This is a genomic window from Subsaximicrobium wynnwilliamsii, from assembly GCF_007997225.1.
Taxonomy (GTDB): Bacteria; Bacteroidota; Bacteroidia; order Flavobacteriales; family Flavobacteriaceae; genus Psychroserpens; species Psychroserpens wynnwilliamsii.
On sequence record NZ_VORM01000033.1, the window covers coordinates 1 to 26933 of the forward strand.

General features: G+C 38.6%; 20 protein-coding genes and 3 pseudogenes. 14 read left to right on the top strand and 9 right to left on the bottom strand.

Annotated features, from left to right (window positions below):
* The first annotated feature begins 204 nt into the window (after positions 1 to 204).
* Positions 205 to 960 carry a hypothetical protein gene (locus ESY88_RS18630; protein ID WP_147088112.1) on the top strand — a complete coding sequence of 252 codons (756 nt, stop codon included), beginning with the start codon at positions 205 to 207 and terminating at the stop codon, positions 958 to 960.
* 191 nt (positions 961 to 1151) lie between these two features.
* Here the strand turns inward: ESY88_RS18630 and ESY88_RS21930 are convergent.
* Positions 1152 to 1340, bottom strand: a pseudogene (locus tag ESY88_RS21930) (HRDC domain-containing protein); the annotation flags it as partial.
* A 204-nt stretch (positions 1341 to 1544) separates the two neighbouring features.
* On the opposite strand from ESY88_RS21930, the gene ESY88_RS18640 reads away from it, so the two are divergent.
* From ESY88_RS18640 to ESY88_RS18655, 4 genes are all read left to right on the top strand, one after another.
* Positions 1545 to 1934, top strand: a complete 390-nt coding sequence (locus tag ESY88_RS18640) for a hypothetical protein (protein ID WP_147088114.1) — start codon at positions 1545 to 1547, stop codon at positions 1932 to 1934.
* 161 nt (positions 1935 to 2095) lie between these two features.
* Positions 2096 to 2818, top strand: coding sequence for a PDDEXK nuclease domain-containing protein (locus ESY88_RS18645; protein WP_223270894.1), 723 nt, complete (start codon positions 2096 to 2098; stop codon positions 2816 to 2818).
* Between the two features lie 7 nt (positions 2819 to 2825).
* Positions 2826 to 3026, top strand: coding sequence for a hypothetical protein (locus ESY88_RS21560; RefSeq protein WP_147088116.1), 201 nt, complete (start codon positions 2826 to 2828; stop codon positions 3024 to 3026).
* 65 nt (positions 3027 to 3091) lie between these two features.
* Complete coding sequence (locus ESY88_RS18655; RefSeq protein ID WP_262713133.1) at positions 3092 to 4075, top strand: type I restriction endonuclease; 984 nt, start codon at positions 3092 to 3094, stop codon at positions 4073 to 4075.
* Here the strand turns inward: ESY88_RS18655 and ESY88_RS21760 are convergent.
* A pseudogene (locus ESY88_RS21760) lies at positions 4052 to 4126 on the bottom strand (transposase); the annotation flags it as partial. The gene ESY88_RS18655 and the pseudogene ESY88_RS21760 sit on opposite strands and share 24 nt — an antisense overlap.
* A 54-nt stretch (positions 4127 to 4180) precedes the next feature.
* Positions 4181 to 4324 (bottom strand): annotated as a pseudogene (locus ESY88_RS21935) (HRDC domain-containing protein); the annotation flags it as partial.
* 204 nt (positions 4325 to 4528) lie between these two features.
* Here ESY88_RS21935 and ESY88_RS18670 point away from each other — a divergent pair.
* Positions 4529 to 4918 (top strand): hypothetical protein, encoded by a 390-nt coding sequence (locus ESY88_RS18670; protein WP_147088119.1) that lies wholly within the window; start codon positions 4529 to 4531, stop codon positions 4916 to 4918.
* A gap of 259 nt (positions 4919 to 5177) precedes the next feature.
* Here the strand turns inward: ESY88_RS18670 and ESY88_RS18675 are convergent, their stop codons facing one another.
* Genes ESY88_RS18675 through ESY88_RS18685 form a run of 3 tightly spaced genes read right to left on the bottom strand, consistent with a single transcriptional unit; the run spans position 5178 to position 6638 of the window.
* Entirely contained in the window at positions 5178 to 6053 is an 876-nt protein-coding gene (locus ESY88_RS18675) for a HipA domain-containing protein (RefSeq protein WP_223270891.1), read from the bottom strand.
* 58 nt (positions 6054 to 6111) lie between these two features.
* On the bottom strand, positions 6112 to 6426 hold the full coding sequence (locus tag ESY88_RS18680) for a HipA N-terminal domain-containing protein (protein ID WP_147088121.1): 315 nt from the start codon (positions 6424 to 6426) through the stop codon (positions 6112 to 6114).
* A gap of 2 nt (positions 6427 to 6428) precedes the next feature.
* Positions 6429 to 6638 carry a helix-turn-helix transcriptional regulator gene (locus tag ESY88_RS18685; RefSeq protein WP_147088122.1) on the bottom strand — a complete coding sequence of 70 codons (210 nt, stop codon included), beginning with the start codon at positions 6636 to 6638 and terminating at the stop codon, positions 6429 to 6431.
* Between the two features lie 726 nt (positions 6639 to 7364).
* On the opposite strand from ESY88_RS18685, the gene ESY88_RS18690 reads away from it, so the two are divergent.
* The 3 genes from ESY88_RS18690 to ESY88_RS18700 all read left to right on the top strand — a co-directional run bounded on the left by ESY88_RS18690 (position 7365) and on the right by ESY88_RS18700 (position 12356).
* Positions 7365 to 7709 carry a VacJ gene (locus ESY88_RS18690; RefSeq protein ID WP_147088123.1) on the top strand — a complete coding sequence of 115 codons (345 nt, stop codon included), beginning with the start codon at positions 7365 to 7367 and terminating at the stop codon, positions 7707 to 7709.
* 943 nt (positions 7710 to 8652) lie between these two features.
* A complete protein-coding gene (locus ESY88_RS18695) occupies positions 8653 to 10359 on the top strand; it encodes a DUF4062 domain-containing protein (protein ID WP_147088124.1) in 1707 nt (568 codons plus the stop codon).
* A gap of 26 nt (positions 10360 to 10385) precedes the next feature.
* Positions 10386 to 12356: an ATP-binding protein gene (locus tag ESY88_RS18700; RefSeq protein WP_147088125.1), complete on the top strand. Its 1971-nt coding sequence runs from the start codon at positions 10386 to 10388 to the stop codon at positions 12354 to 12356.
* Positions 12357 to 12384: 28 nt separating this feature from the next.
* On the opposite strand, the gene ESY88_RS18705 is transcribed toward ESY88_RS18700, so the two are convergent.
* Complete coding sequence (locus tag ESY88_RS18705; protein ID WP_147088126.1) at positions 12385 to 13974, bottom strand: hypothetical protein; 1590 nt, start codon at positions 13972 to 13974, stop codon at positions 12385 to 12387.
* Between the two features lie 887 nt (positions 13975 to 14861).
* On the opposite strand from ESY88_RS18705, the gene ESY88_RS18710 reads away from it, so the two are divergent.
* From ESY88_RS18710 to ESY88_RS18720, 3 genes are all read left to right on the top strand, one after another.
* The gene (locus ESY88_RS18710; RefSeq protein WP_147088127.1) at positions 14862 to 16934 is read left to right on the top strand and encodes a lipocalin-like domain-containing protein; all 2073 of its coding nucleotides are present in this window, start codon (positions 14862 to 14864) and stop codon (positions 16932 to 16934) included.
* Between the two features lie 290 nt (positions 16935 to 17224).
* The gene (locus ESY88_RS18715) at positions 17225 to 18208 is read left to right on the top strand and encodes an NAD(P)H-quinone oxidoreductase (protein WP_147088128.1); all 984 of its coding nucleotides are present in this window, start codon (positions 17225 to 17227) and stop codon (positions 18206 to 18208) included.
* A 417-nt stretch (positions 18209 to 18625) separates the two neighbouring features.
* On the top strand, positions 18626 to 20089 hold the full coding sequence (locus ESY88_RS18720) for a sodium:solute symporter family protein (protein ID WP_147088129.1): 1464 nt from the start codon (positions 18626 to 18628) through the stop codon (positions 20087 to 20089).
* A gap of 658 nt (positions 20090 to 20747) precedes the next feature.
* On the opposite strand, the gene ESY88_RS18725 is transcribed toward ESY88_RS18720, so the two are convergent.
* Positions 20748 to 22004 (bottom strand): MFS transporter, encoded by a 1257-nt coding sequence (locus tag ESY88_RS18725; RefSeq protein ID WP_223270892.1) that lies wholly within the window; start codon positions 22002 to 22004, stop codon positions 20748 to 20750.
* A 373-nt stretch (positions 22005 to 22377) separates the two neighbouring features.
* On the opposite strand from ESY88_RS18725, the gene ESY88_RS18730 reads away from it, so the two are divergent.
* Positions 22378 to 23229 (top strand): fructosamine kinase family protein, encoded by an 852-nt coding sequence (locus tag ESY88_RS18730; RefSeq protein ID WP_147088130.1) that lies wholly within the window; start codon positions 22378 to 22380, stop codon positions 23227 to 23229.
* Between the two features lie 56 nt (positions 23230 to 23285).
* Here ESY88_RS18730 and ESY88_RS21200 read toward each other — a convergent pair whose 3' ends face one another.
* Positions 23286 to 23519: a hypothetical protein gene (locus tag ESY88_RS21200; RefSeq protein ID WP_189702654.1), complete on the bottom strand. Its 234-nt coding sequence runs from the start codon at positions 23517 to 23519 to the stop codon at positions 23286 to 23288.
* 210 nt (positions 23520 to 23729) lie between these two features.
* Here ESY88_RS21200 and ESY88_RS18740 point away from each other — a divergent pair, with 210 nt between their 5' ends.
* Positions 23730 to 26918 (top strand): T9SS type A sorting domain-containing protein, encoded by a 3189-nt coding sequence (locus tag ESY88_RS18740; RefSeq protein WP_189702655.1) that lies wholly within the window; start codon positions 23730 to 23732, stop codon positions 26916 to 26918.
* Positions 26919 to 26933: the final 15 nt, after the last annotated feature.

Consider the following 26933-nt stretch of genomic DNA (forward strand, 5'->3'; position numbering starts at 1 on the left):
ACACTTTTACCTGCCTGCAGCAATTCTACCACAGTTGTTTTAAATTCATTGTCGAAATTTCTTCTCATAATACAAAGTTATAGTTTTCGGACTAGATAAATTCGTCACAGCAAATGTAGACACTCCATATCGATGGGTTGTCTTGATAATTTAAGCTAATGATAGTGTCAAATCGAACAAGTCTTTCTGAATACTGGATTTTATTTGGATCTTTATATCGAAAGCAAAGATGGTATTTTGGTCGAGGATATTTATGTGTGCTATCAACTGACCAATGTTATTGATCTCGAAAAGCTTCACGATCTGGGCTTTAGTATTTGCTTGGATGAGGAGTTGGCGTTTAGACCCAGTACTGAATATCTCATGGTCAAGGCGCAATATGAACTTTTAGGTTTTGAATTAGAACATTTCAAAACTCCAATTAAGTTTGACAAACTCTTCAACTGGTACGATGGGTTTCGTTATTTGCGAAACTTTTTCGATGGGCTGGATCCCTTTTCTAGTTTAGACTACAAGCTCTTTGATGATGCATCGCGTTTATTAGGGAAATTGGATCGTATCGTTTCCATTAAGACCATAACTGAAAATGCCCTAGAGGCCTTAATCGATTTTCAAGTGGCTACAACCGAACGCGACAAACTCATTTGGTTATTCGAAAATCAAATGGATCGTTATGCGAACATTAACTTTTCGATTCCTGAGGATTTGAGCGTTGATTCTTGTGTGACTTATGAATCTGATCAGCTACAGCTGATCATAGATATTACTGGTTATGAATATGTATTTGATTATTTTAAGAAACTTGACGATTTTTATGAGGCCATGATGGAAAAGTATAAGCCACTTCCAGCGCATTTTGAAAACTCGAAACAGCATAGGATCGGCTATTCCTTAGAAAGCTATTTAACGCTTCACAAGGTGCATTTGGACCTTGTTGAAAGCTACGGTCAAAATGGCTAGTGGCTTTATTTAAAGGAATTTAAGATTTGGTAGTTTGGTGAGAACTTCCTTGTTCTTTTAAACGTATTCAGCGCTTAGATCTAGCTTCTTTTTTTTTAAAAATGTCGCAGCATGAATAAAACGACAATTTATTATAAGAAAGACTATGTTGATTTTGTTTTAATCTTCTGTTTCTAATTATATGAATAATTTTAAGACGCATGTTTTCTGATTATTTCCAAAACCCTATCACTAATTTGTTCTAGCTTTCTCTCACCAATCCCTTTTACATCAAGTAATTCCGCTTTAGTTTTTGGCTTAGAATTTACCATTTCATGGAGTGTGGTATTACCAAAAACATGAAAAGTCTTTAATCCTTTCTCCAAAGCATTAACAACCCTAGCTTCTCTAAGTCATTATTGAAGGGAATGACCGCTTAACATCTGATACTTTAAATAATCATAAAGAAGTTGTCATCACAATAGTGCATACTGTTTTTTAAAGCATAACCACCAGGGAATATTTCTTATTAAACGGATCATTAAGTTCTAATTTATAAATGTTATTTTTGAAACCTAACAGCTGTTATCCTCAAATTTTAGTGTATGCCGTATCAAGATGAGTTTGTGCTTTTTTGGGATCAAGTAAGGGAAAGCATCCATGACCGACGCTTTGCTAAATTAACCATGGCAAAAACCATCGGTAAACCTGACTTGAAGAACATTTTTGTCCGGCCAATTTACTCAGAAGACGGCTTTAAGGTGTTAGTGAAATTGCGCTATGCTTCTAAAGAAACCGAAGATGAGGAAAAGGAACTTACCCTGGAAGATGCTTTTGAGTTTTTAAAATCGCATCTCAAAACACCTTTTTCAACAGTGCTTTTATTTACCACCACAAAAGATGTGACCTTCAAAATTAATAAGAAAGGTGCGGGCACAATTACTGAGAATGTGCCAACATTTCGTGACGTTACCCAAGCTAAGACTGATTTTTAATAATTTAGGCGCCAGTATTAAGCTGCGATGATGCGTGCGTTTGGATATGTCGATGGCTTCTTTGTAAAAGTCTTTTTATAGTCTGACACGATAGGTATGACTTGATTGTATTTGAATGCGTAGTTTAAATTGTGCAAGTGTCGCTTGCACAAAATGAAAAAGTGCAAGTGTCACTTGCACAAATACCTTGGTATCATCACATCAGCTTACTTGCCAAAGTAAAATCCATAGCAGAAAGGCTGTTTTACGTGCAAGAAACAGCAATAAATGGTTGGAGCAGAGATACCATGTTGTTGCAAGTAAAGTCCAATCTTTATAAAAGGCAAGGCAAAGCGGTTACCAATTTTCAACAAACCCTACCAGTACCACAATCAGATTTAGCAAAGCAAACTATAAAAGACCCTTATGTATTTGATTTTTTAACTCTAAAAGAGAATTTCAAAGAAAAAGACCTTGAAAACCAATTGATAGAACACGTGTCTAAATTTTTATTAGAATTAGGTAAAGGCTTTGCGTTTTTAGGCAAGCAATACCACATTTTAATTGCAGACCAAGATTATTATTTAGATTTATTGTTCTATCATACCATACTAAAATGTTACGTTGTTATTGAGTTAAAAAACACCAAGTTTATACCTGAGTATGCAGGGAAATTAAACTTCTATCTATCGGCTTTAGATGACACCTTAAAACAAGAAAGTGACAAGCCATCCATAGGTATATTATTATGCAGAGATAAAAATAATGTAGAAGTAGAATTTGCTTTAAGAGGGATGAGCCAACCCATGGGAGTAAGCGAGTTTAACTTAACAGAAGTACTGCCAGACCACTTAAAAAGTAGTTTGCCAACCGTAGAAGAATTAGAAAAAGAATTAGAAAAATAATAAGGATATGGCAGAATACACCAACGTAGAAAAACCTTTTTTAGAGAAATTAAGAGCACTCAATTGGCGCATCATAGACCAAGGCAGTTTTGGTATTCCACAAGATCCTGCTAAAAGTTTGCGTACGAGTTTTAAAGAAGTTACGCTTAAAAAAGAATTTAAAAAAGCGGTTAAAAAAAAAATAGCGTTAATGGCATTGCATGGCTAACCGATAAACAATTAGACGACTTATACAACGAAACGATAGCTGCCGAAAAAGCGAATTTGTCACTTTTGGAAGCCAATAAACAGGTTTTTGAAAAACTCATTGGCGTTACAAAAACAACGGTTGCAAAAAATGAAGTTACAGGAGAAGAAAATCCTTTAGTAAAATTGATCGATTTTAAACATTGGGATAACAATGAATTTGTAGCCATCAACCAATTTAGAATTGTAACACCAGGTGGCCCAAGAGAAGGGATCATTCCCGACATTGTGTTGTTCGTAAATGGTCTGCCGTTTTCTGTAGTTGAATGTAAAGATGTGGATGTCGCAGATCCTATTTCCAGTAGTGTGGAGCAATTAATGCGCTATGCCAATACCAGAGGAGATGATTTTGGATTTACGGATGGCGAGGAGCGTTTATTTCATTATAACCTGTTCAGTGTTGCTACACATGGTGAGGAAGCCCGAGCAGGTTCAATCTCTGGAGATTTTGAATATTACTTAAACTGGAAAGATATTTTCCCAGAAGTATATAAAAATATAGATGTAGAGAGGTATGCAGCAGAAGAAACTGCGAGGTATCAAAATAACGGACTACAAAGTGATCCGAGAGTACGGCAAGAAGTATTAATACAAGGCTTATTAAACAAAGAGATTCTATTAGATGTCCTACAGCACTTTACTTTATTTATGGAAATAAAAGAAGGTGTTGAATTCAAAATTGTGTGTCGTTATCAACAGTATAGAGCGGTTGGCAAAATAATAGACAGATTAAGAAATGAGACTACTGGTAAAACACGCTCTGGGGTGGTGTGGCATACCCAAGGTTCTGGTAAATCTTTGACCATGGTGTTTTTTGTGCGTAAGTTACGCTCGCAAGACGACCTGAAAGATTATAAGGTTATTATGATGGTAGACCGTAAAGATTTAGAAAAACAACTCTCTGCAACCGCCCGTTTAACCAATGAGTTCAAACTTCTTTTTCCAGCTGTAGAATGTACCGGTACTCACACCGTGTTTACGGCAGCTCTCAACGATCCCTATCTCGTCTGAAGTCGATAGTATTTCCAACTTCTGCTCTAAAGTCCATTTCTTGTATTTCATATCTCAAATATATTAATTTTGAAATCTAAAATATCACTCCGAACTTATTGGGGGCTAAAGTAGTTTTCTCTCGCCAATCCCTTTTACATCAATTAATTCTGCTTTAGTTTTTGGCTTGGAATTTACCATTTCATGGAGTGTGGTATTACCAAAAACATGAAAAGTCTTTAATCCTCTCTCCAAAACATAATCAACCCTAGCTTCTCTAAGTTATTATTGAAGGGAATGACCGCTTAACATCTGATACTTTAAATAATTATAAAGAAGTTGTCATCACAATAGTGCATACTGTTTTTTAAAGCATAACCACCAGGGAATATTTCTTATTAAACGGATCACGAAGTTCTAATTTATAAATGTTATTTTTGAAACCTAACAGCTGTTATCCTCAAATTTTAGTGTATGCCGTATCAAGATGAGTTTGTCCTTTTTTGGGATCAAGTAAGGGAAAGCATCCATGACCGACGCTTTGCTAAATTAACCATGGCAAAAACCATCGGTAAACCTAATTTGAAAAACATTTTTGTCCGGCCAATTTACTCAGAAGACGGCTTTAAGGTGTTAGTGAAATTGCGCTATGCTTCTAAAGAAACCGAAGACGAGGAAAAGGAACTTACCCTGGAAGATGCTTTTGAGTTTTTAAAATCGCATCTTAAAGCACCTTTTTCAACAGTGCTTTTATTTACCACCACAAAAGATGTGACCTTCAAAATCAATAAGAAAGGTGCGGGCACAATTACTGAGAATGTGCCGACATTTCGCGACGTTACCCAAGCTAAGACTGATTTTTAATAATTTAGGCGCCAGTATTAAGCTGCGATGATGCGTGCGTTTGGATATGTCGATGGCTTCTTTGTAAAAGTCTTTTTATAGTCTGACACGATAGGTATGACTTGATTGTATTTGAATGCGTAGTTTAAATTGTGCACGTGACATATCATAAGTTATTATCAGGGTATAGCCTGACTATTTATGTAAATTAATCGGGCTATAGCCTGACTAAAGATTGATTGTATGAGGTAATAACATTGGTGAGCAGGAAGATTGGATTTTATTTTTTATCGAACGACCCAATCATCTCTATTCTAGTTTCCAATAGAATCAAATACTTTTCTTTCATCTCATTTGAGAGAAAAGAAATTTCAAGCAGTTCTTTCCATTTTGGAGTTGCTTTATTTAGTTGTTCTAATATAGTAGCAATTGTTTTTTCGTTAAGTTGGAGTCTTTCTTTAGCATAATAGTTGATGAAGTCAGATGCTTTCAAATTACTTTTCTTCCCTTTCAATGTGAGTGCAATTTCTTCTTCTGGATTTTTAATTGCTATGGTAGAGTTTAAGTAATCATATACAGGAGTGAGCGTAATTGTGCCATTTTTGGTAATTAGTGAAAAGTTTTTCAAATGCATATCTTCATTTCCTGTAACATAACAAAAAAGTACTCTTTTAAAAAAATCTGCTTTTTCAATGGCGGGAAACGAACAATAGTCATCAAGTACAGGAATAAGTTTTTCCATCGTAAAACGATATTTAGTATCTCTTGTGTTGCCTGTTAACTGGGCAAAATCTTCGGTTGCCAATTTTTTTCCTTTGCCATAACGATCAAAACGCTTAATGAAATAGGATAAACTGTCATCTTTGCCATATAGCATACCATGAAATGGCACTTCTAAACCAAACACTTTAGCCATTCGCATAGTGACATCTTCATTTTCTGGTAATTCTGGAAATAAATCATTTTGTGGTTTTATAATGTAGGTTCCAAATTGATCCACAATTTTAAATTCTTGATCAACTATTGAAATAGCCGCACTAAGCTTTGGCTGTACGCCTTGAATGGAGAGCTTTTTAGCTCTATTTGCAGCTTCCTGGCGAAGTTCGGCCGCAGTATATGGTAAATCATTTAAATAAGTCAGCTTAGGAGCTATCATTCGAAGTCCTTTTGCACTGTATCTATCGGTACCACATAATTCGTAAGTAATAGGGCATCTATTCATTATCGCTCAATTTAACCGTTACTGAGCCTACTAAATCATTTCCTGTAGCAATCAGTTGAGAGAAATAATCTTTTTTATCAATTTTACCGATACGTAATAATCCTTCTAACATGACACCTTCAGGCAATAGACCTTCAAAAAAAGGAGGAAAGGATTTATAACTATATTTTTTATGACTTGTAGGCATAGTCAATGAAACTGCCGCACTTTCATAATGTTCATCATAGTTAAAACTATAATCGTTAGCAGATAGTTCTGTTAAAATCCCTGCTCTTTTTCCGTGGACAAATACAATTGCTCTTCTCATGATTACTTAGTTAAAGGACTTTTAAATTCTACGTTAATATTCAGTACATGAAGTACTGCCAAAAGATTATTGAAACGCACTGTTTCTTTATTTTTTTCAATATCAAAAACAGTGGTCTTACCTATTCCTGCTAAGTCGGCTAACTCAAGCTGCGTTAGTCCAGCATTTTTTCGGTGGTCTTTAATAAAAGCACCTAAATCAAGATCATTCATTATATACTGTTTTAGCAGTAAAAATATGAAATTCATTGATGGAATTATAATAAAATATTTAAAACAATTGAATATGACTGTCATAGCAGTAATTAATGGGCTATTAATATGAAAAATCACATATTTAAAGAGTAAAAGGGTTGATTACTGTCATGGCAGTAAATAGTGGGGTTGTTGAATAGATGGCATCAGTTTCAATTTGATTCGTAAGCCATAACCTATTTCTAAAAATAATGAAATTGCAGAATGCTACCTGATATTAAGTTTTATCTACTAAAAATATAAATACTGAATGAACTCAGACTCCTCAATTGTTCTCTAAGTATCATAATCCTATAATTTAAAAGAGTCATGTTATCTGAAACACTAAAAGTTCATTATTTCAATTGTCTTATTTTTGCAATAAATAGTCAAAAAATTTAATTTCATTTTTTATAGTATCTCTTAGTTTCTCATTAAATCCCCACTTTGTGCAACATATGCACCACATAACCTTTGCGAATCCCTATAAACCCTAGGTTTTAAAATACTGCATCGGGAAGTGAGTGATTTGGCCAGTTGCTTTTTCACATGCTAGCATTGCTCATTCCGAACATTTGCGCATTATGAGGTTTATGCTATTTTTACACAAAATAAACTGCTGTAGAAACAGCCCGTTAAGAGCTAGAGCGTCTAAAAAAGCTGGCTAAGCTTATTAAATTCAAAACTAATTAAAAACAAAACTAAATGATATTACTTCCCACCATTAACAGAAGCGTATTGCTTGTCATCCCAAAACAACCTTTTTACGATTGGAGCAATAAGCTATTTCCAGATTTAGAACCAACCAATATGGCAGATATCGATGAGTACAACAGCTACTTGTTAGAAGACGAACTCTTTATAGATGATCCCAAAGGCGAATTGAAATCTTACTGGAAAAAGATTTTTCTCAACGAACTCTATGAGCAATGTATGGACGAAACGACGTTTCCTGCTTTAAGTTGGAAGCTATTTACCCAATGGTTCGATTTTCACAGATCTGCCGTCGTGAGCGATTTGACTAGCGACCCACTTTATACCGATGAATAGGAGTAATATACATGTTATATAGTTGGAAAGTAACTTTCGACGATGTGCGGCTTGCCTTCCGAAGTCCTATCAGAAAATCCAGAATTTAAATGAACGAAGCTAGACTGGACTCCTAAGGCTTGTGAACTGAAACCCATAAAAAAGCTTAGCTCTAAAATTGGTAACGGGCTATACGCAACCCCCAAATAATCAGAGCACACTGAATATGACCTCTATCAATGAGCCTCCAGATATCATCGCTTTTTTCTATACTAAAAAAATTCTACTTGGTAAAAGTGTAAGATTAATAATTGCCCACAGAAACCATAAGCCGCCAAAAACCCACCTCAATATAGCATCCTCGGAGTCCCCATAAAATTGGTGTCTTGCTTGATGTTGGCACCAGCACTTGAGTATCCCACCGCGACGAAGCTATCAACCCGGCCAATGCTCAGGTAATTCGCTTCGATTTGTGCCAGTGATTTCGGTTTCATTGTGCCAACTATTTCGGTTCAAAACTTGCCATTTTAACTGTGTGGTAAATAACGATAATGCTTGCCAAGTTCACGCTTTTTGTAGTTAGCTTATCAAAATTAAGCTAAAATATTTAATTTTAAATGTTCAATTGGTGTCTGTATTTTGTCAATTTTGCACAATCCATGTTTAAAATGATATCCCTTTAATTGAGCAAGAATCGCTAAACAATTATGCTCCTTTTCAACTTATAAAATTTCAATTTTGCAAGTGTTTTATTGCCTAGGTAATGCAAAATTATTAGGCTTTCATTGCATGAAGATTTATAGTCAAGTTGAGAAGGCTAATTGTAAAATGCTTCAATTAAGTGCTTTATGGCCATCGATTTTCGACAAAAAATTTGAATTATTTCAGCAAAATTAAAGAGCAACGAATTCTTTTCGATTGAATACCAGTAAAAAAGTTTATATTTAGTCAATAGAATCACTGTATGAAAACCATCCGAATTTTTATTGCGTCCTCTTCTGAATTGAAAGATGATCGAGATCAATTTCGAAAGTTTATCAGCATGGAAAACGATAGGCTACATACTAAAGGCGTCTATCTGGAAATTGTGCAATGGGAAAATTTTCTCGATGCCATATCTGATACGAGACTTCAGGATGAATATAATAATGCCATTAGCAACTGTGATATTGTGCTTTGCCTGTTTTTTACAAAAGTTGGCAAGTATTCCTCAGAAGAATTTGATACGGCCTATCAGGTTTTTAAAGATAAGGGGAAGCCAAAAATATGGACCTATTTTAAAGATGCCCAGATCAATACAGGTTCAATTACCGATGAAATCAATACGCTCTTGGCCTTCAAGAAAAAAATAGGAAGCCTTGGCCATTTTTATACCAAGTACACCAATATCGATAACCTGATCAATCAATACAGATCACAACTTGATAAATACCTGCCTGCATTCGAAACGAATTTTGGAGCTCAGAAGGAGCTACCCCATAATGCTGACGCCCCACAACCTGCAGAAAAACCAATTGAAAACACCTTCAACGATGTCCTTACCAAAAGCTTGATTCAAGCAATTAAACCCTACGACCGTAAAGCGAATGATTTTTTATCAACCTATGCAGATTGGGAGAAAAATAAAGATTTGGTGCCTACCGTAAAGCGTATTATTATCTCTGGTTATGTTGGTGTCCTGGGGATGCAACTGCGTAAATTGATGTCGATTGGCGAAGAAGACTTTTCAGATTATAAGATGAAAAGATATCTTGAAAATTGCCATCTAACAGCGCTAAGGGCTTTACAACTTATATGTTATGCACTCATCTCATCTTTATGGGATAACCATTTAAAGAACAAACTCAAACTTTCTAATGACCAGAATAGTGTTTTGATTAAGTTTTTTAAGAACGCTACCGATGAAAGTATCAAGGGTTTAACAGCCTTGTCAAAAACTTTGATCACCGTTTTTCTTGATAATCAATTGGAGTTCCCCATTGCCGAACTGAAGGACTTTTTGCCCAAGTTGCAGGCAGGCAACGATTTGTCTACTGCTTGTGCTGATTTAAATACGGTAGCTGAGTTGTTGGATGGCACTTCCTATACATTAGTCGACTGCGCAAATGCCGAAAAAAATCTAGCCATTTTACTGGAAAGCCTGAATTTTTTGGTTGCGTATAAAATGATTTCCATAAAGGACATAGATTACAGTTTTCAACGAAACGATAAAGAAGGTTTTTATCTACATCATTATACCTTATTGGATGGCGATAGTCAAGCCAGCACGAATAAATACGGAAAAATAAGAAAGGACAGCACACCAGTCACTTCCTATGCAGTTTTGCTTTTTAAAGATAATTATCAGAAAAATATAAATTTAGTGCCATTCGTTATTGACTATAATGGGTTGGCAGATGCTGGTGGATCAAAAATTTGCTTTTACTCATTTTGCAATACCTTCGATGATATGAATCTGAACTATAATTTTATTGAGGATAATAGCAAGGTAACCATCAAAAAATCTGGCAATATGAAGCCTGATGATACTGATGTTCGAGCAATCAATAACTGGTTATCAGATAAAGAGAATCGAAAGGACATGAATTTTGATAATGTGTTTGACCTGTTCTACAAAGCAAAAAAAGCGCTCGTAGGTATAGAAGAAGATACTGAAATGGATGAATTTTAAGACGTTTTTTATTAAAAATCAATGCTATGAAAAAATACCCCTTTAAATTTCTGGATTCTTATAAAAGGGAAGATAGGGGCATATTTTTTGGCCGTGATGAAGAAATAAGTGCACTCTACGAGATGGTTTTTCAGTCATCGGTCATTCTTATCTATGGCGCATCTGGTACTGGTAAAACAAGCCTTATCAATTGTGGGCTGGCCGGTAAATTCCAACCGCATGATTGGCTCGCATTGATGATACGCAGAGGAAACAACATCAACAAATCACTAGAAAAAGCACTTGAGGATGCCGGTGGGAACTCATTAGACCCAGTAGTTGGAGTCAATTGGTCGAACGAATGGTCTGATGATGCTGAAAAAAGCAATAAGGAGTTAAGTGCGGTTGGAAAATCTATAAATGCGGTTTACCAAAAGTCGTTCAGACCTATTTATTTGATTTTCGATCAGTTTGAAGAACTCTTCATACTTGGTACAAGAGCAGAGCAAGACTTGTTTATCAAAACGGTTCAGGATATACTCCAATCGCAGCAACCAGTAAAGCTGATTTTTTCTATCCGGGAGGAATATCTAGGGCATTTGTCGCACTTTGAAAGGGAAGTGCCTCAACTTTTGAGAAAAAAATTGCGCATTGAACCAATGAATCTTGAAAAGGTAAAACAAGTCATCATTGGTGCAACAGCGTATAACGATTCCAATATTAGCATCAAGTCTGGGGAATCTGATTTGGTTGCTGAAGGGATTTTTGACAAGATAAAAGGAGAAGAAAAGTCCTTGACCATCCAATTGCCATTTCTTCAGGTGTTTTTAGATAAATTTTATCTGAAAATCACAGGAGATGAAAGCCGCAGCACCGAAGCGGAATTTAACGTGGCTACACTTAATGATATGGGAGAAATTGGTGATGTGCTCATCGATTTCTTAGAAGGTCAGGTGGCTGGAATTTCTAATAAACTTAAAGAGAGGTACCCGGTTTTAGTGCCTGATATGATTTGGAGAATATTGTCTCCGTTTTCAACACTTGAAGGAACTAAAGACCCAATAAGCAAACAAGATTTGTATGAACGCTTGCCTAATTTGGACAGAACCTTGGTTGATGCCGTAGTGGGAGATTTTATCAATAGCCGTATACTACGCTATAATGACACTAATGAAATGTTCGAAATTGCGCATGATGCACTCGCCAAACCCATTGCAGAAAAGCGTAGTGTTGAGGAAACCGCACAATTGGAGATCAAACGGCTTATAAAAAGTCAGGTTGCCGTAAAAGAAGAGGGTCGAGAATTCTTTACCGAAAAGCAATTAGTGTTCATTGAACCTTACTTAGAGAAGTTCCCTATAAGTGATGAAGAGCGCGAATGGATTTCTAAAAGCAGGTCTCATGTTACAAAAGAGAAACTTAAAGATATAGATAGGCAATATGCCGAAATATTAAAGAAGAGACGAATAACCATACTTTCTGTTGCTATTGTGGCACTTTTGCTTTTAATTACCACAACCGTTTTCTTCGCAATTGAGGCAAGAAAAGAAGGCATTGTTGCAGAGCAGGAAAAAGTCAAATCCCAAAATGCTGAAAACAATACCAAGGAATTATTGAAATTAGTGATGCAGGGGCGTGGGGAACAATACGTCAATCAAAACGATAGCTTACTTATGGAACAACTACGTATTGAGCAGACCTACCCCATTGATAGTTTGATTGTCCCAAGGGCATCGGTGAGTCCTTCCAATAAAGGGAGTGAGAACCGAAACTATATGCTATGGGTTGACGTGCCATCCTTCAGAAAATATGAAATCAAGCAAGTGAATTATAAACTTTGTAGTGGCTTTGTGGATCGCCTAAGGGTTTCAAATGAACCATCGTCTTCGTTTTCAATTGGATATCTTGGATATGGGTATTGTCCGATAATTGATATTGATGTAATTCTACAGACAGGAGATACCATAAAGAAAGTGTTTTCGTTTGAAGATTTTTTCAGGGAAAATCCATTGCCTTAAAAAATAGAATTGTATATTTTATAGAAGCCTAATTCCTAATGAGCTTGCTTAATCCAGCTTTTTTTAAATGATCTTGCACTTTAACGTTTCCGCTTAAATCGAGCATGGGAACCTGACCAACATCGTTTTGGTGAAAATGGTAAACCAATACAGTAAGATTCTTATTAGGCAGCGTTTTGTTTTTCAGGGCATCAGGAAGTGCTGGATGGCTATTTTTCAACAAGGTCTCTGCGCCACCAGGTGTTAATGCAACGCTACTGATCCTAACTTCTTCTGAAGCGATTATAATTGCAAACATTCTAAATTCTGACTCTATTTCGAAGAAGAGCGATTTGAATATTTCATAATATGAAAATTTGCCGTCGCCACCCAAGTTTTTGACCCAACGCTTAGAATCTTCAATAGCTGAGCCATCTTTATTAAATTTCTCCAAACTTGTGGTCATTGCAAATCCGTCTAAGTCATAATAATAGTGTAATCTATTCTTATAGCCTGCACTTGTAAATAGGTTGCTTATATACGTGTCAACCTTGCCTAAAGTCACCAATTCTGGTTTGAAATTTTTAAAGGTTGCACTAGCAGAAGGCAAAGGAGCTGGGTTAGGAAAAAAATATTGCCTTGGTGCAGCAATGTTTTGTCCCACACTAGCATCTATGACGCCATCAAGATCGGTATCCGTAATGTCATCCAAAGCGAATTTCTTTTGGAGTTCCTTGTACAAGGCATCACAAACTTCAGGATTTAATTCTTTTGTAATGAAAGCATCCTCTTCAAACTGGTTCTTATTATCAACAATATCATAATAAAAACTATCGTATGCCTTATAAAGTCGCAGAATCTCTGTTGGGCTTAACTCTTTTGTGTATTGGTTTGATGCCATATATTTAAGTTGAAGATATCTCGCAATCAAATCCAACTTCAAATCCAATTGGTAATTTTGAGCGATTGAATTAAAATTAAAACCTTCATAACTTGGCTCAGTCTCGATAATTGACAAGTCTAAGGATAAATCATAAAGTGAGGCAAAATAGGTAAGTTTGTCAAAATCGTATGTTTTTGAACGTTTTGCTTTATAAAATAGTCGTTTGAAATCTGGGTAAATATCAGTGTTGAAATAGGGCGTGAATTCTTTTTTGAGTGCATTGATATTCCAACGTAATTCATCGTACAGTTTTTCATCAAAATTTATCAATTGATAAAATACATTTTCTCCATTTGTAAAGTAATTAGAGAGGTTATAATGTGCTATTGCTTTTTTCAAATGATCATGCCACTGGATTAAAATATCTCTTTCAAGAGTTTTTGATTTACTTCTGAAAAGTAATTTTGCCTCGTTGAAGTATAATAATGAATACGTGAAATTAAAGAGCGTGGAATTTTCACTGATAAAGATGGAGTCTTTTATAGATTTCAATTCATCAGTTTCAAAAGGAAGAATTTTTGAAAGCCGTTCATCACTTAGTTTGTCGAAATAATCTTTAGTCAAAGACAAGTTTATGTAGGCTTGCGCAAGTGTGATGGAATCATTTTTAAATACTTGAGAAGCGTCTTGTGCATTTAATTGAATTGAAGCAATTAAAAAAAACAAGTACAGGATTAATTGGTTGTAAACTTTCATTTTTTATCTCATTAATTTGTTAGTGACGTAAAAAAATCTGTAAAACTTTGAAAAAGCAGTTTTCATCCTCTTTAAGTTATTACATCCCTTCAGAGGGTTTTATTCCCCGAGGTCTTGAAACACAAAGTACATCTTTCAATTCATAGCTTGTGGGCTTGCCCCGAGGGTATTGATTTAAACCTGATTATCTTGTATGGACCAGTTTCAGTTTAAAAATGCTATAAAATTGGATAAATGATTTTTCCATTTAAGGATTTCCATTTTTTACTGATTATTCTCGTAATTGTTTCACAAAACTTGAATCAATTGTGATATCTACCCAATTGCTGTGATTATAAATTGGCGGAACTGCTTTGTAAAAATAGTTAAGCTACAAGTAGGTACTGGAAAAAGGGCTTGATTCATTGAACAAATTACACAATCAAGAGATTAAGGTTGAACATGTTATAAGTTAAAGGTAGTGAAATTTGGGTTTGAAAAGACAGAAGATATTATTTATAAAAAAGTAGAATTACGACTTTTTGAATGATTTGGACAATGCCGATGATGATCCTAGGGAAGACCATGCATAGCGACATCCTAATTACCCAAAACCAAAACGGTTCTACCAACATAAATTTTCGCTTGGATGCAGCAAGCGTTTGAGTTGTTTGAAAAAACGCTGAAGTCAGCATAAGCAAAGCTCTAAAAACTTTTTGAAGATGGGAGCGATGTTTCAGAACGAGGTTGGTCGGGAATACCAAACAAGCAGTTCAGAATCTTCAAAGGGAGGAATCCCAATTCAACTATAAATTATCAAACCACTTATTACTATTTTAAAATAATTTTTTTTTAGTTGGCACATCGTAAAAAAAGCTACATTTATTAAAAAAATAATTGGGTCGTTTATGAAGGCAAAAGTCTATCTCCTCCTGCTTGCACTGTGTTGTTTTTCCCTGTCTTGCGACAACGATGATGATGCCCCAAATTCAGAATCTAATTTTTACAGTGGTGCATTGACTTCTGCTTCCGCTGCCGATTTAACCGGTGTTTGGGCCATATTCAATGTGGGCTTTCAGGGAAACATCGCAGAAGTGCCCGTTGTTTACGAAGCGTGCGGACGGGATTTTCTCGTGTTTTCTGAGAATGGCATTTATACGGAATACCTATACCAACACAGTGGCTGCGAGTACCATTTGAATAGCTTGAACTGGGCATTGAATAATGGCATTATCAACTTGTCCAACCAATTTGGCCAAAGCGACGAACTGGTCATTACCCGATTGAACGCTAATGAACTTGTGTTCAAATCCTTGTTCGATGTGGATGAAGATGGTGATTTAGATATCGTAAGCTTATATCTAAAACCATATACGCCAAATGAGATTGATATGGTAAGCCCAACTTTTACAGATCATCCAGATGCCGCTTTTGATCAACTCCTAAGTTTTACCTGGCAGTCTTACCAAGGCTTTAACGATTTTGAGCGCTACGAGATTTATCGAAGTGCTGGCGATAATTGCAGCATTTCCAATGCCGAACTCATCGCGAGCATTAGCGATGTAAATGCAACCGAATTTACCGATTTATCGCCGCCAACGGAAGACTATTTGTGTTACCATCTCAAAGTCTATACAAATCTCGGACTTCTGGGCCAGAGTTATGCGTACACCATAAATACGGAAAACTTGAATCCCCAACCCGTGACTCTCAATACGCCGGAAGTTTTGAATTACAGCATTCAATTCAATTGGCAAGCCAGCGCCGATCCTTATTTTTCGCATTATGAACTGGCATTTTCGAATTATGATGGAGGCACTGCCTCAGGACAACAAGTATATTCGGTGGCAATTATCAATGATCGGGAGCTTACCACATTTCTGGATGAGAATCCGCCTTATCTGGAGCATCCGTATTACGTGCTGTATGTGCATAATATCTTCGGAAACCGGAGCTCTTTTTACAATTCGCAGGTCACCACGTATCATGAGGTGGCTTTTAAACGGCCGGAGATTATCAATTTTCAGAAGGTGGAATCCTATGCCATCGATACTGAAAATACCATCGCTTATTTCTACGGAAGGGAGAGTGGGGCAGGGAATACAATGAATATCCATCGCTTTAATTACAGCACCAATCAAACGGAAGCCATCTCCAATTTGGCACCTCAATATGCTACTAGCGTTCCAATCAAATATATCGATTCTGGTTATGGTCCGGAAATTGTTGTAGAGCAGGCGTCTGATTTAGCAGTTTACAATGCCACCACTTTACAATATAAATATACTCTGGAAACCTCGGTGCCTGGCGTGGATGATTTTTTGTATTCGGAGTTGGGCTATTGGATTTTTGTGAATAATGATAATATCTATACACTTACCCGAGATAATGCCAATTTGGATTTGGTGGATACCAAGCCCCATTTCCCAAATCATCAAGGCAGTTACAATTACCAAGGCTTTGCACTAAACAACAACAAACTATTGGTGGGCTATAACAACGAGGACACGAGCTACCTCTATGCAGTGGCAACCAATGGGTTGATGAGTCAGGAGCAAATTGTCCCCATTCCAATATTGGATAATTGGGAGCATGAGTCCCAGTATAATGCGGCAGGAAATTACCTGATCAATTTTTCAGAAAACAGACTCTATTCAACCAATACCTTTGCTTTACTGCAAAGCTTTGAATCCCCGTATTTCCCATCGGGCACGAGTCAAGATGGTACCCTTATTTTTGGATCCAACAATGATCCAGATTGGCAAATTACCCCAGAGAGCATCCACGCGAAGGAAGCGGTTATTTATAACCGAATGACCCAGCAAGCCAGCACAATTTCAACCATTGGCTACCCGCACATCATTTTTGAAAATGCTTTTGGGGAGCTTGTTTCGATTTCCAGCGGCTTGAAAAAGGATGACATAAGACAAAACATCAACAACAAAGCCGATATTTTCTTAGAGATCATCCAGTTGCCTTGAGGTTCTGTTGCAAGTTCAAAGAATAGCTGTCGTTAGGATCGCTAGGCTTCCGCGCTGAAATGTAATATCTCCGATGTCATCTATACGAACTGCTCAGTTGGTTTATGGAAATCTTTGATGGAGTCCATTGATTAAGAATAGGATTTAATCTAATACAGTACTTCGCAACGGAAGAATTTAAGGGCCTCAACTAATGCATTTTAAATTTGATTAACTTTATGGATTCCGTTTTCAAATAGCATGGTCTAAGCAAAGCGGTTAGAGCATTTTTCAGAACTTAATCCATACTTATGAAAGCAATCCAATTTAAAGCAGCCGGTGGGCCAGAAGTGATAGAACTCGTTGAACGTGAGAAGCCAAAAGCCAAAGATCATGATGTCCTGATTAAGATCAAGGCGGCTGGCGTTAATAGGCCCGATGTGATGCAGCGCGAAGGCAAATACAATCCGCCCGAAGGCGTTACCGATATCCCGGGTTTGGAAGTCGCGGGTGAGATTGAAACTATAGGAGAAAATGTCAAGAATTTTAAGGTGGGCGATAAAGTCTGCGCAATTCTTAGCGGTGGCGGTTATGCCGAATTTGTGAGCGTGCATGAAGCTCAGGTGGCGGTTTTACCCAAGGGCTTATCTTTTGCTGAAGGCGCCGGCCTTATGGAAACCTTTCTAACGGTATGGTCGCACCTTTTCAAATTCGCCAAATTTGAAGCTGGAAAATCCATTCTCATCCATGGTGGCGCTTCGGGTATTGGTACCACCGCGACCATGCTTTGCAAGGCCGTTGGCGCGACCAAAATATTCACCACGGTTTCCAGTGCTGCCGATCAAAAAGCCAGTGAGGCTTTGGGCGCTGATGTTGCCATCAATTATAAAACCCATGATTTTGTGGCGGAAGTCAAAAAACACAGCAATGACCAAGGGGTCGATTTTATTTTGGACATCATCGGTGGCTCTTATGTGCAGCGCAATTATGCTGCGGCCGCCAAGTTGGGCACCATTCTGCAAGTGGGCATTATGAAGGGCAAGGTGGAGGAACTCAATCTTTTCCCCATGCTGAGCAAGCGGCTTACCCATTTGGGCATTACGCTGCGCTCCCAAAGTCTGGAGGAAAAATCGGCCTTGGTTAAAGAGCTGCAAACGCAGGTTTGGCCCTTGATCGAATCGGGTAAGTTGAAACCCCAATTGGATAAAAGCTTTAAACTTTCAGAAACCCAGCAAGCCCATGAATATCTGGATGAAGGTGAGCACTTTGGGAAAATCGTTTTGCTGAATGATTGATCTTGAAATTTGAAACAGGTTTATTGGTCTCAAAAAAAGTTAAAACTATGTGCTTTAGTGCATCTCGTTTTAGCTTCTAAAAATAGTTTAGCCACGAATTACACGAACCTGCCTGGCCGGTAGGCAGGTTGTCGCGAAATCTGTTGTTCCCCTCAAAGCGCACTCAATGAGATACTGTTCATTTCACGAATTCAACAGACTTTTAGTCTGTTTCAAAAAATCTGTGGGACTTAAGTGCATAGTGGTTTAGTCTGAAAAATCAAGCGCTTCAGAATAAAGATGCTTTTTTCGAATTCTGGTTTCAATAAAAGTAGCTAATTTCGCGAATTCAGTTTCATAAAAATCTCCTGTTGCATGAGCGGCTGAAGCGTTCCATTTGAAATGAAAAATAATCCATTAAGCCCAAGCATTTAATACATGTCAAGATCGGCAATCATCATTCTTTTTTTAGTGCTTTACGTGGCGCTGATCATTGGCATCGGGCTTTGGAATAGGAGAAACGATAGTAGTGAGGAATATTTTCTAGCCTCTAGAAACTTGCCCGCTTGGTTATTGGCCATTACGTTTATCGCCTCTTGGTGGGGCGGCGGTTCTGCCATTGATCTGGTCAACCATGCCCACCAAAATGGCTTGAGTTCGTTTTGGATTTACGGCGTGCCGGTGCTCATTGCCACCGCCTTGATGTATTTGTTTGCCAAAGGAATTCGCAATGTGGGGAGCATCTCACAGCCTCAGCTCATGAAACAGCGCTACAACGGCCACGCGGCCTTGTTGCTCAGTATTTTCATCATCATTTTCATGGTCATTGCCGCATCGGTTCAGGTTATTGTGATTGGCCGTTTCTTTAATGCCTTTTTCGATGTGAGCTACTCAGTTGGAGCGCTCATTGGTACTTTGATTGTGCTGAGTTATTCCTTGTTCGGCGGATTCAAAGGCGTGGTGTTGACCGATTTCCTACAGTTTTTATTTTTCCTATTTACGGGAGTGTTCTTGTGTTATCTAACCTACAGCCAATCGGGTGGGATGGAAGCGGTGGAAGCAAAAGCGCTGGCCATGGGCAAAACAGGCTTTACCGATTTTTTTAGTGATGTATCCAATAATCTCGCTTACGTGATCACCTTTGGCACCTCATGGATGATTCAAGCGAATATTTGGCAGCGCATTTCGGCAGCCAAGAAAGCGACAGATGCTAGAAAGATGATGCTCATCAGTTTTTTTGCCTTTATTCCTTTGTATCTCATGGTCACTTACACCGGCATGTTCAGTTCGGTAATTTACGACAGCGTGCCCGAGGCTGGGATTGTGCCAACCCTAATCAGTGGTATTGCCAACCCCATATTGAGCGCCGTGCTTTTTCTGGGGCTGTGTTCTGCCATGATGAGCACCATGGATTCGCTCATAAATACCGGTGCACTATCACTAACCGTAGACGTTTACAAGCCTTACATCAATCCTAACAGTACGCCCAAGCAAGAGGTGCGCATAGGCAGGATTTCTACTTTTCTCTTGGCGGCTTTGGCTTTATTGATTGCGCTCAAAATCCAATCGGTGTTGACCATTTCTTGGATTGGTTCCGATTTTCTTACCAGCGGTGCGTTTGTGCCCTTGGTGCTGGGCTTCCTTTGGGCAAGAGGCACCTCAAAGGCTGCGGTGTACTCCATGATTTTCGGCTTGCTTTTTTCCTCTTATAATTTACTGGTGGCACTTGGCGTTGATTTACCCGTTGCTTGGGAAATCGCTTCGGCAACGCAGGCTTTGATTGGGATTTCTGCCTCTTTGTTGATCTACGTGATGTGTAGTTTGTTCACTTTAGATGATTTTGAAAAGAACCAGCGTTTCATTAAAAAAGCCAATATTCTTAATCGAAAGGCTCTAGTTTAAAACAGGTATTACAATTTTCGGCATCATGTAGCCCTTTAGTCCCGATCTATCGGGAGGGGCAAGAACATGATGCCTAAAATCCAATTAATTTTGCCCTGGCCCTCAAGGGAATAATTGAATTTTCTAGAATTGAGACAGCTCAAAATATCTGGATTTTAAATTAAATTTAAAGAATCAACGCTTGATGAAACTAGAGCCAATCGAAATTATCCGAAGCAGATGCAGGAAGTTTCAGAGGATTCGCGTTGAAAAAAATACTTCGGAAGGATTTTTCCGCGGAATGCCTTTCGTTCAGAAAAAAAGTGTTTCAAAAAGGAATGCTTCGGAAACATTTGACATTAAGAAGATGTGAATCAAAAACGGAAGCCTTCCGAAGAAAAAAACAGGATTAAGCTTGATTTAGTCTCGAATAGCCTTAAGACTATGCCCTTTAGCACACCTCGCTTTAGTTTCTAAAAATTTCGACACGAATTTCATGAACCACTCTGGCCAGTAGGCAGATTCAATTGCTCGCTGAAAATAGGTACATAAATTATTTACTGTGACTTTCAGGAATTCAACGGACTTTCAGTTTGTTTCAAAAAATCTATGGCACTTTATTGCATGATGCTTTAATATGCCCAAGCTAGGCCGAAAGAATTTTTGAAAAATGTGGTTTTTAGTTTTCCGCAGTTTGGGATGATGGCACTTGGGTCTTGACTAAAATCGCGCCAATCGCCGCCAAGCAAGCAGCTATGATAAAAGGCACGACAAAACCAAACCGTATCGAGAATCCCGCTAAAAAAGCACCGAAGGAAATCCCCAACCCAAAGGCTACGGTAAGTATGGAAAGCTGTGCCGCCACCTGGCCTTTTTTTGCTAAATCCCCAGCGAGCGCCAGAGCAGGGGCAAACACCATCGCAGCGCTAAGGCCGTGCAAGCTTCTGGCTGTGATCATGTGCCAAGGCTCGGTGGCCAAACCTTCAAAAACAATAATGGGAATTAGGCAAACGAGGCCGACAACAATAAAGATCTTACGTCCGTATTTGTCGCTCGCCTTGCCAATAATAGGTTGTAAAATCGCCATAGAAACAATGAGTGCGCTAAACTGGATTGAGAACAGAAAGGCGCCTTGCGAGAGCCGTTCATTCACTACCAGCTCAATGGGTGCGAGTAGGGCGAAACCCATACTCATAAATAGGGTGGCGATGCCCAATGTAAATATGGGATCTAAAAAACGACCAGGTTCTTGGGATCTGAACCTAATGATCATGCGTTCCTTATTGGGTTTGGTGTCTTCAGGATCTTTGACGAATACCGCCACCAGAATAAGACTGAGCAATGCCGCAAGGGCAGCCAACATAAAAGCCATTGTGAAGCCGCTCGCCTCACCAATAAACGGCAAGTTATAAGGGCCGTTTTCAACCAACGCAGCACTTCCTAAAGGACCAATAGCGAAGCCAACGAGTCTGAAGGCATTGTAAACACCCATGTTGCCACCGCGGTTTTTTGTGCTGCTCACTTCGCTTACCAAAGCTAAAGTCGCTGTAATGGTTAAGGCGGCCGCGAAACCCTGTACGGCTCTAATGACCAATAAAAGCGTATAGTTGCTAGCAAAAGTATAGGCGAAATTGGCGATCATGAAGATGAACAAGCCTGCGAGAACAAATAGTTTACGTTTGCCTAATTTATCTGAAATTCTCCCCGATAAAGGTTGGAAAAAGCTACTTACCAAGCCATAGAGACCAAGAACAATTCCGGTAATGAGGGATTCTGAGAATCCAAAGAAATCGCCCTCCACTTTTCCGCTGGCAATGTAAAGCGGTAATACAATAATTAGAAAAGAATTGCCTATAGCGTCGGCCATTCGGGCAATCCCTAAGATAATGACCCTAGAATCTGTACCGAAAATGGTTTTTGAATGTTTATTAGTCACCGTGCAAAATTAAGTATTTTCCACCGCTTGAAAACAGGTGAACTCTTAAAAGAAGACTAAAATCGCAGCGCCCAAATTTTGCAGATAAGTGCTAAAATGAAAATCACGCCTAGTGTTTTCAAGATCATATCTAGACTTTTTTTAAATTTAACAGGTATTGCATCAAATCACAATTTGGTGCTTTGAGCTAAAAATTTGCTATTAATTGTATAAATTGAACCTTTGCTGTCCAAAAAAAAATCAAGACCGTCCTGATAGCAATCGGAACTGTGAGAACAAAGAACATACTTCAATTCATACCTCGTGGACTTGCCCCGAGTTTATTAATTCAGATACTAATACATTTGAATCAAGCAATAAAAAAACAACCCATATGTTTCCATCAGCTTTAAAAAATCATTTAGAAGAGCGTTTTTCTTTGCGCATCACCAGCGCAGAAGCGCTTAGTGGCGGCGATATCAACGAGGTTTACCTGCTTAAAACCAACAGCGATTATTTTGTTGTCAAACTAAATGCAGTCAACAAATTTCCCGACATGTTTGAAAAAGAAAGCGCCGGTCTCAAGGCCTTACGAGACACCGAAACCATTGACATTCCTGAAGTTTTGAGCTATGGCGATTTTGAAGCGCATACGTATTTGATAATGGCGTACAGAAAGGAAGGGGCAAAGCAGCCTGATTTTTGGGAAGGTTTTGGAACGCAACTGGCAGATTTGCACCAACACAGCAATGCGCGTTTTGGCTTTGAGGCAGATAATTACTACGGAAGCCTTCCGCAGTATAATGACTATTGCGATAGCGCCCATGCATTTTACATCGAACAGCGTTTGAAACCACAATTCAAATTGGCTAGGGATAATGGCTATGAATTTAAGCATTTGGATGCTTTTTATAAACAATTGGAAAGTCTGATCCCCGATGAGAAACCAGCCCTTTTGCACGGCGATCTATGGTCTGGTAATTATCTAACCAATTCAAAAGGCGAACCCTGTTTGGTCGATCCCGCGGTGGCTTATGGCCCGCGAGAGATGGATTTGGCAATGATGCGTCTTTTTGGCGGCTTTGACCCGCTTTTGTTTCAAGCTTATGATGCCGCTTTCTCTTTAGAGCCTGCTTGGAAAGACCGCATTAAACTGTGGCAACTCTATTACATCCTGGGACATGTCAATTTATTTGGAGGTCATTATTATGCTCAGGCCAAGACTATCATTGCATTTTATAGTTGATTGTTTTTCAGTTATCAGTCTTCAGTCTTCAGTCTTCAGTTATCAGTCATCAGTCTTCAGTTACCAGTCTTCTGTCTCCCGACTTCAAATTTCCAGCTGCTGTCGCCTGTCTCCCGTCTCCCGTCTCCCGTCTCCCGTCTTCGGTCTTCGGTCTCCGGTCTTCCGTCTTCCAATTTCCAGCTTCTAGCCTCCAGCCTCCAGCTTCCGTCTTCGGTCTTCGGTCTTCCGTCTTCCAATTTCCAGCTTCTAGCCTCCAGCTTCCAGCTTCCGTCTTCGGTCTCCCGTCTCAATTTATTCTCGGGAATCTATGCATTTTCCTGCTTTTAAGATCAGCGCTTTAGATAAAATCGCACTTCAGCATTAATTATTTACAGAACAGCTAAATTTTTTTATTTCCTAAGTTATAGTTAGCATTATTGTACTTCCTTTCCTATATGCTGATATTACATTTTATGCTTTTATAAATACCCTTTTAAATTAACTTAACACATCTTATGATTATGAATTCAAAAATTACTTATCAAACATTTTTAAAATTTAAGGGATTAACCATAATCCTGCTGTTATTATCCACTACGGGCTTGATAGCACAAACGGTGACCAATGTATTCCCAACACGGGTAACCACAAAATCGACAATAATTGTTTCAGGAGCTGGCTTTACGTCTGGAACTACCGTAAATCTCACTGGCATCGCCATAAACAACTTTAGTGTTGTAAATGCCAATGAAATAAAATTTGAGGTCAGTTTTACTGGAAGTGCCGATGTGGTTGCGAATCTCATTGTTGGAGGAACAGACTCCAATATTGATATTGAATATGTGGCTCCAACCCCTAAGACGCTTAGAAATGGCCCAACTAGTAACGTTACAAAAGTAACAGAGATCTTTACTACTTACAACGGATTTTGGAGATCTTCACAATGGAAAGCAGACCCTAACAACCAAGATCTGAAACCAAACACAAGACATGACCTTTTAGCTTTTACTTATGATGGCGTCACGTATTCCACTGGAGTTGACGATGCCTTGCTTACAACAAATGGAGTTGCTTTTAGCACGCAGTTATTTTATGCCTATACCACCAATGGTGTTGATGGCATTACCCAATCCCAAAACTATATCGCCATGGCCGATTTGATTGATGGTCAGGAAAATGAAGGAAACACTATTACTTCACCAGAAATTTTAGGTGCTACCATTTATGATGTGTTGATAGATGGTGTGAATGGTTTAGATATAGGTACAGGTGTTACCAATTTCAACCAAACGTCTGATGTTCAATTTTATAGTAGTGGTGGTCAATTGGGTGCTATCAATGACGATATCCCAGATTTTTTGATCTCACAAATTGCAAGTGCAGGAAGCACAGATATTTATTATTATGCAGATTCCCAAGAGAATGTAGTTGGAAGACCTATCAAATTAACCATTCTTCAAGAAAACGAAAGTGATGGTGATGCTCTATTGGCCGAATGGCGATTGGATTTATATAATCTAACTTCAGGTACAAACTACGGTGTCGCCACACCACAGAGTTTGGCATTTTCCAATAGTGAAGAGCGCCCTTTGCGTATGGCGGCATTTACATTTGAGAATTTTGAAATAACCCCAGCTAATATCGAGGCCATCAATAACATAAACATGGTCGCTGGAGGAACTGCAGATTTGGCTTTTCTAGCTTATAATAGAGGTTCTTTTGATATCAAAACGCCTGTGGTCACTCAATTTCCGGTATCGAGAAATGTATGCAAAATTCCAAGTGCAGCCGATATTACTTTGGTTGCCACTGCAGCTGTTTCAGGTGGCGCAACGGGAAATCCTGAAGAAGACCTATCCTACCAGTGGTTTAAGTACAACGATCCAATTCCCGGTGCAACTTCAAATAGCTATACCATAAGCGGAGCTGTTAATTTAGAAGATCTTGCGCTTTATAGATTGAAAGTAACCAACGATTTTGGAGCACTTATAGTACCAGCAACTATCACTCAGGGTGGAACACCTGTATTCTGGAATGGCACTGATTGGGAACTTCCCCCAGCCTATACTGCAGCAGGGATAACCACTGTAGCCGATGAAGAAAGAGGTTTGGTTTTTACTGAGAATTATAACCAAGCCGGAGATTTGGAAGGCTGTGATTGTACGGTTCCTGCTGGGAATCAAGTCATCATTCCTTCTGGTTCTACGCTTAAACTCTACAACACGGTTAAAGTAGCGAATGGTGCAAGTTTGACCATTAAAGACAATGCCAATCTAATCCAGACAAAAGAGGTATCCACGAATGCCAATACAGGTAATATTCGTGTGGAGCGTGAAGCTACTGATTTGCATGAAAATGATTTTGTGTTCTGGTCTTCGCCAGTAAACGGTTTCGATGTGTCTGGGATTACAAGTCCGTATGCAAGCACTGCATTTCAATGGGATGTTAATGCTGCCAATACGGAAGGCACTGTTGGAGATTGGGTACCTACTTCTGGAGTCATGACCGCGGCTGAAGGTTATGTTGTGCAAGTGCCAACCGAATATGTGGCTTCTGGTTTTACAGCAACTTTTCTAGGCGTCCCTCGAAATGGAACTATAGCTGTTGAAGTGTCTAAGTCTGTTGGAAATACTCAACCTTCGTTAGAAACACGTCATTGGAACCTCTTGGGAAATCCGTATCCATCTGCAATAAATGCGGATCAACTTCTTGATGAAAACGGCAATCTTGAAGGCCATGTAAGACTATGGTCGCATGACACAGAGATTTCAAACAGCTCCAATCCATTTTATACCGGAGTTGTTTATAATTATGATAACGATTACGTGACGTATAATGCTACTGGTGCCACACCTCCAAATACATTTGAAGGGAATATCGCTTCCGGACAAGGCTTTTACGTACAGGTTTTAGAAAGCGCTGCGGCAACATCAAACGTTACATTCTCAAACGCCTTGCGTTACGATGCCAATGAAGAAGCCTATGATAATTCTACTTTTTTCAGAAATACAGATGCTTCTGCCGCTGCAATGGATGATACCGATAAGGAGTTGATTTGGTTAAGCTTGGTTGATGCCAGCAATGTCTCTTCAAGTGCTTTAGTGGGATACGTCAATGGCGCAACTGAAGGAAAAGACAGGCTGTATGATACCTATTCTGAAGATGCAGCTTTCAGTTTGTTTTCATTGATAGGCAGTTCAAAGATGAACATACAGGGGCGTTCGCTTCCGTTTTCAGCTGAAGATACTGTTCCTTTAGGTGCTAATATTCCACAAGATGGAACCTATTCCATTGGGATTGATATGCTGCAGGGCGCTACTTTTGTAGGTCAGGAGCAGGGCATTTATCTTGAAGACAGCTTGTTGGATTTAGAACATGATTTGAGAGCTTCTCCGTATTCTTTTACCGCTGAAGCAGGAACCATTTCAAATCGCTTTGCTTTGAAGTATGTCGCAGCGCCACTTTCTGTAAATGACAATACGTATGCAGATACCTTTGCTTTTGTAATTCATAATGAGCTACAAATAAAGTCTGCCGTAAGTATCAAAGCGGTTCAAATTTATGATATCTCGGGTAAGAATCTTAAAAGTTATGCTCCTGAAAGAAACACGACCCATTTTAAAGACGAGTTCCAATTTTCAAAAGGAGTTTATCTTGCGGTCATCACATTGGATAATGAGGTGAAGCTGACCAAAAAACTGATCAATTAAGAGTAAGTGCTCTGC

Bases quoted from the DNA above. Each gene is read 5' to 3' on its own strand.
- ESY88_RS18685 (WP_147088122.1), bottom strand. From the start codon at position 6,638: ATGAATGATCTTGATTTAGGTGCTTTTATTAAAGACCACCGAAAAAAT.
- ESY88_RS18700 (WP_147088125.1), top strand. From the start codon at position 10,386: ATGAAAAAATACCCCTTTAAATTTCTGGATTCTTATAAAAGGGAAGAT.
- ESY88_RS21560 (WP_147088116.1), top strand. From the start codon at position 2,826: ATGGCAGAATACACCAACGTAGAAAAACCTTTTTTAGAGAAATTAAGA.
- ESY88_RS18640 (WP_147088114.1), top strand. From the start codon at position 1,545: ATGCCGTATCAAGATGAGTTTGTGCTTTTTTGGGATCAAGTAAGGGAA.
- ESY88_RS18680 (WP_147088121.1), bottom strand. From the start codon at position 6,426: ATGAGAAGAGCAATTGTATTTGTCCACGGAAAAAGAGCAGGGATTTTA.
- ESY88_RS18695 (WP_147088124.1), top strand. From the start codon at position 8,653: ATGAAAACCATCCGAATTTTTATTGCGTCCTCTTCTGAATTGAAAGAT.
- ESY88_RS18690 (WP_147088123.1), top strand. From the start codon at position 7,365: ATGATATTACTTCCCACCATTAACAGAAGCGTATTGCTTGTCATCCCA.
- ESY88_RS18675 (WP_223270891.1), bottom strand. From the start codon at position 6,053: ATGATAGCTCCTAAGCTGACTTATTTAAATGATTTACCATATACTGCG.
- ESY88_RS18740 (WP_189702655.1), top strand. From the start codon at position 23,730: ATGAATTCAAAAATTACTTATCAAACATTTTTAAAATTTAAGGGATTA.
- ESY88_RS18720 (WP_147088129.1), top strand. From the start codon at position 18,626: ATGTCAAGATCGGCAATCATCATTCTTTTTTTAGTGCTTTACGTGGCG.
- ESY88_RS18670 (WP_147088119.1), top strand. From the start codon at position 4,529: ATGCCGTATCAAGATGAGTTTGTCCTTTTTTGGGATCAAGTAAGGGAA.
- ESY88_RS18710 (WP_147088127.1), top strand. From the start codon at position 14,862: ATGAAGGCAAAAGTCTATCTCCTCCTGCTTGCACTGTGTTGTTTTTCC.
- ESY88_RS18730 (WP_147088130.1), top strand. From the start codon at position 22,378: ATGTTTCCATCAGCTTTAAAAAATCATTTAGAAGAGCGTTTTTCTTTG.
- ESY88_RS18705 (WP_147088126.1), bottom strand. From the start codon at position 13,974: ATGAAAGTTTACAACCAATTAATCCTGTACTTGTTTTTTTTAATTGCT.
- ESY88_RS18715 (WP_147088128.1), top strand. From the start codon at position 17,225: ATGAAAGCAATCCAATTTAAAGCAGCCGGTGGGCCAGAAGTGATAGAA.